General features: G+C 35.8%; 8 protein-coding genes. 5 read left to right on the top strand and 3 right to left on the bottom strand.

The window, feature by feature from the left end; all coding sequences use genetic code 11:
• Window positions 1-195: 195 nt before the first annotated feature.
• Window positions 196-396, bottom strand: coding sequence for a hypothetical protein (locus F9U64_RS20210; protein ID WP_153406708.1), 201 nt, complete (start codon window positions 394-396; stop codon window positions 196-198).
• Between the two features lie 291 nt (window positions 397-687).
• Between F9U64_RS20210 and F9U64_RS20215 the strand changes: the two genes are divergently transcribed.
• From F9U64_RS20215 to F9U64_RS20235, 5 genes are all read left to right on the top strand, one after another.
• Window positions 688-1,065, top strand: coding sequence for a GntR family transcriptional regulator (locus F9U64_RS20215; protein WP_153406709.1), 378 nt, complete (start codon window positions 688-690; stop codon window positions 1,063-1,065).
• Entirely contained in the window at window positions 1,065-1,922 is an 858-nt protein-coding gene (locus tag F9U64_RS20220; protein ID WP_153406710.1) for an ABC transporter ATP-binding protein, read from the top strand. The genes F9U64_RS20215 and F9U64_RS20220 overlap by 1 nt, the downstream gene beginning before the upstream one ends.
• Before the next feature lie 5 nt (window positions 1,923-1,927).
• On the top strand, window positions 1,928-2,536 hold the full coding sequence (locus F9U64_RS20225) for an ABC-2 transporter permease (protein ID WP_153406711.1): 609 nt from the start codon (window positions 1,928-1,930) through the stop codon (window positions 2,534-2,536).
• 36 nt (window positions 2,537-2,572) lie between these two features.
• Entirely contained in the window at window positions 2,573-2,878 is a 306-nt protein-coding gene (locus tag F9U64_RS20230; protein WP_153406712.1) for a YfzA family protein, read from the top strand.
• A gap of 164 nt (window positions 2,879-3,042) precedes the next feature.
• Complete coding sequence (locus F9U64_RS20235; protein WP_153406713.1) at window positions 3,043-3,426, top strand: DUF2512 family protein; 384 nt, start codon at window positions 3,043-3,045, stop codon at window positions 3,424-3,426.
• 99 nt (window positions 3,427-3,525) lie between these two features.
• Here F9U64_RS20235 and F9U64_RS20240 read toward each other — a convergent pair whose 3' ends face one another.
• Both F9U64_RS20240 and F9U64_RS20245 read right to left on the bottom strand, forming a co-directional pair.
• On the bottom strand, window positions 3,526-4,233 hold the full coding sequence (locus tag F9U64_RS20240; protein ID WP_153406714.1) for an OmpA family protein: 708 nt from the start codon (window positions 4,231-4,233) through the stop codon (window positions 3,526-3,528).
• Window positions 4,234-4,311: 78 nt separating this feature from the next.
• A partial coding sequence (locus F9U64_RS20245) for a hypothetical protein (protein ID WP_194287455.1) occupies window positions 4,312-4,866 on the bottom strand: 555 nt, incomplete at its 5' end.

Here is a 4,866-nt window from a genome sequence, read left to right on the forward strand (position 1 = left end):
AATGATTGGAATGAGAATGATGACTTGAATAATGATTATCATTTCCTTTATAACTCACTGGTCTTGCAGTTACATATCTTAATTCTGGCATAGTAACACTCCTTTTTTTTTATATAGTTATATATATGCCGTAGTAATCTTGTTGCAAAGGCTAGTAACCATAGATTTCTGTAATATTAAAAATGATATATATGACTATTTTTCACTATCATCCGCAGACTTTGTCTTGAGTGACTCCACACTTTGTTTTAATTCTTCAACAAGTGATTTAATTTGCGCTTTTTCCTCTGCACTGAGTTGTTGACTATCTATTTGAGCATTGTGTTTCTTTAGTGTAGACCCAACAAGCATATCGATGATTTTAGCCGATGTTTTACTGATTTCGCTGTTACTCAACTATTTCACCTCCCAGAATATTACCTCATCAGTGATTCTTCATGTTTTAGACGTAATTGTTAATGATCCTGTCCCTATATCACTGATTGCTTCTTTCTCTGAATACATTATGTATGTACTCTTTTATAAGTAAGTGCCTTTACCTATTTTTAACTTTTTGTTTTTTGTCTGGTCTCACCCAATCAATCTGATACTATATTTTTTTACAAAATACCTATTGCAAAATAATCCACCTATGTGTATATTGTATATAAAGTATATATACAATAATTAATAAGAAGAGGTTTTTGCATGCAAATCATTATTTCCAATCATTCCAAAGAGCCTATTTATGAGCAGATTTATGTCCAGATTAAAAAGCATATTTTGACAAATGAAATACAAGCAGGACAGGCATTGCCATCAATGAGGCAGTTAGCGAAGGATTTAAATATTAGTATCATTACAACGAAACGGGCATATGAAGAGCTTGAAAAGAATGGGTTTATTTTCTCTATTGTCGGAAAAGGCTCATTCGTCTCAGAACAGAATAACGAAATGATACGAGAAAGAAAAATGCAGGCAATAGAAGAACAATTAACAGCTGTCATTCAAAACAGCAAAGAAATCGGAATAAAGTTACCAGAATTGAAAGAGCTTCTGACAATGCTATACAAGGAGGATACATAATGGAGAATGTTATTGAACTGCACCATGTCAATAAAACCTTTAAAGGTTTTCAAATAAAAGATCTGTCTATCTCGGTTAAAAAGGGTTTTGTCACAGGTTTTATCGGAGGAAATGGGGTTGGTAAATCTACAACCATTAAGATGATTCTTAATTTATTACAACCTGACAGCGGATCTGTTTCGGTTTTTGGATTAGATTACAAAAAGAATGAGAAAGAAATTAAACAACGAATTGGTTTTGTTTTTGATCAGAATATTTTTTATGAGGATTTGACATTAACGGAGATGAAGCGATTGATTAAACCAGCTTATAAAAACTGGGATGATAGCTTATTCCACCATTATGCAGAAAAATTTGACCTTCCGTTAAAGAAAAAAATGAAGACTTTTTCGAAAGGGATGCTGATGAAGGCTTCCTTAACTTTTGCCCTGTCTCATCATGCAGAATTGATCATAATGGATGAACCGACATCAGGTCTTGATCCTATCTTTCGCAGAGAATTACTGGAGATTCTTCATGACCTAATGCAAGACAGCAGCAGAACCATCTTCTTCTCTACACATATTACAACAGACTTGGACCGGATCGCTGATTATATTACTTTCATTCATAATGGAGAACATGTTTTTACGAAAGAGCAGAATAGAATTGAAGAAGAATATGCGATTGTCAAAGGAGAGACAAATTTATTAGACAGTGATACAGAGCAGGAATTTATCTCGGTAAGAAAATCCAACCATGGCTTTGAAGCACTGACAATAAATAAACAGCATACGAAAAAGATCTTTGGTGATACTGTCATTCTTGAGAAACCGACACTTGAAGATATTATGCTCTACACAAAGAAAGGAATGTAAAATTTATGTTGAATCTTATTTTGAAAGATATTTATATGCAAAAAAATGCATTATTCATTTTGCTGCCTGCCTTAATTATCTATTTGCTTATAGGCACTTCTGCTGTTTGGATATGTATCGTTTTTTGTATCGTCATCATCACCGATTCTTTTGCAAAAGATGAAAAAACTCCAAGCAATTTATTATTGAACGCTCTGCCATATACCAGAAAGGAAATTGTCAGTTCCAAGTATATTAGTGCACTTGCCTTTATATTTTTAGTGTTATTAACCATTTTTCTTGGCAATTGGCTTATGCATGGAGAGTTTATTCAATTGGACCAACTCCTGCTTATCACAGGTATTGTGATTGTGAGTATTTCCTTTATCTTTCCTTTTTCTTATCTTTTTAAGAGTCAATATTTAATGAGAGCTTTTATTATTGGTTTTATTGCATACATGGTTATTATTAATTTATTTATACCTAACTTGAACGACCGGATTAGGAATTTTGTCCAGACCGTCTTATCTTTTGATAATTCACAAGTTTATTTCATCATCTTATTGTCTGTTGTATTATTTTACATTTTGTCATTTCTGCTGTCGATTCGGATATACAGCAGGAAAGTATTTTAGGAAAAATTATTCGATTCTCTACAAAGGAGTGATCAAATGAAAGAAACATTTCCTGCCAGAAGAAGGAAATGGATTATCAACTTAGCGGCATTTCTCGTTATCCAATTCATTTTCTTCCTTTTTCATCTTACTGGCTGGTACCCTGCCTTAAGGGATATTGATGGAAATTTGTTTGGGAAAATTGCTAACTCTGTCCTATTCACCGAATGGTTCACTCCATATGAGGTGCCGCTCTATAACCTGTTAGCAGCTTTCTTTACTATTGCCTTACTGCCACCGGCGTTCATTGGTGCAGTGAAGGATTTATTATCCCAGGAACATAGTAATACATCAGAGAATTGATATGGGCATTCGATAATCTGAGAAGATCTCTAAATAACTAATCTGACTAGATATTAGGCAAACATCCCAAATGCAGGATGTTTTATCCCCACTTATTTGGGAATAGCATTACTAGAAACAGTAAAATCCTTTAAAAGGAAAAAATGAAAAGGAGGAGATTCAGGATGGAACATGGAAAAGCACGTGGAATAAAGGCATTGATGACTGTTGTTGTTCTTTACTTGGTTTTGGGACTTGGATTCGGTATCGGCTTAGGAAATGTGTTGATCATGACAGTGATTCTTGGTGTTCTATCTTACTTGTTCGGAGACCTGTTTATTCTGCCAAAATCATCAAATGTCACGGCAACCATGGCTGACCTTGGGATGGCATTTTTAGTACTATGGCTGCTTGGAATGGCATTAACAGATCTTTCAGCAGGTGCCATGGCAGGAGCAGCAATTTTATCAGCTGCAGTAATGGCAGCAGGCGAATACTTCTTCCACAAGTATCTTTTAAAGAAAGACTTGAATTTTGGTAATAGATACAGAACATCTCACCAATACTAAATCCAGAAACCGGGCAGATGCAGGCCCGGTTTATTTTGCGGGATAACAAAGCAAAAATCTTTAGCTAAGCACTAACTTGAAACAGTAATAATCTTCTTATTAATCCTCTGTAATTTCTCCAGATAAAAGTATCTCTACCCGACGGTTACGCTGCCTTCCTTCATCTGTTTGATTGGATGCAACCGGTTCGGACTCTCCGAACCCTTTCACCTCATACTGATAAAGAGCAGGATTAGTCATATTAGACTCTAATTTACCAGCAACATTCTCAGCTCGCTCTTCCGAGAGTGGCTGATTAATATCATCATCACCAACATTATCGGTATGCCCGTATATTTTTATCGTTCCTTCATATTCTTTACTTTCCAGCCACTTCACTACTTCTTGTATCGAATTCTGTCCTTCTTTCGTTATCTCGCTTTCGCCAAATTCAAACAGAATATCATCAGGCAAAATAAGTTTCAATTCATCTCCGTTCTTTGTTACATCAATGTTATCAGGGGTATCCTCGTACTGCGCATTCAAGGGAATTATCAGTTTAATAATTTGCTCTGTTTCATCTTCATACCGTTTTTCCACAATGTCTCCTTGCAAATGCTCAAACTCATCCCCATACGCATCTACCACCGCTTTGTTCCTGCGATGGTCATTTCCAGCCATTGAGTAAATTTCAATAAACCCTTCGTCCGTCAACGATTTGTATTCAATTGGCATTATAAAGGTGCCATCCCTCTGTACCTCTGCTTTATATGTAAACATATTCTGCCCATGTCTGGACTCTTCACTGCTAAAGACATTGCCATTCAATAACAAACCATCTAATAAGTTACTGGAACCTTTTATATATACATAACGATGGTCTATTTCATCTATCTCTGCCTCAGCTCATACGTTAGAATTACCATAATCAGCTGGTGGGTCTCCAATGGACTTTTCTTCTATAATAAATTCTTCACCTGCCGTAATTGGCCCTACTACATCTGCCTTCACAGTATAGACAGGTTCATCTTGAGAAAATTTATACTCCTCTTTAACAAAGGGACCTTCCAACTTTTCTCCATTTTCTCCATAAGCAGATATGATTTCATCTTCTCTTTCATGTAATGAATTAACCGATTGAGGACTAAAAGCTAATACTAAACGAACTGGCTCATTTAATCTTGCTTCATATAAAGATGGGTCAAAAGGAATGGAACCATTTACAGCCCCATTTTGGCCAACCTCTATCTTTTCCTTTTCCAGAACCTGACTTACCACATACCCCCCATTAGGATTCGCATATGCCGCCACTGTTACATCGACACCTTCAGGCAAATTTGTTTCGGCTTCTACTTCAATGGCATCATCCGTTAATGTCATTTTTCCCATTATTGATATTTCAGGTGAGAGACCTTTTTCTTTCGCTTCTTCAGTCAGCTGAACTGCTTTTGTCTCCTCATT

It is taken from the genome of Gracilibacillus oryzae, assembly GCF_009498735.1.
In the GTDB taxonomy this organism is placed as follows: domain Bacteria; phylum Bacillota; class Bacilli; order Bacillales; family Amphibacillaceae; genus Gracilibacillus; species Gracilibacillus oryzae.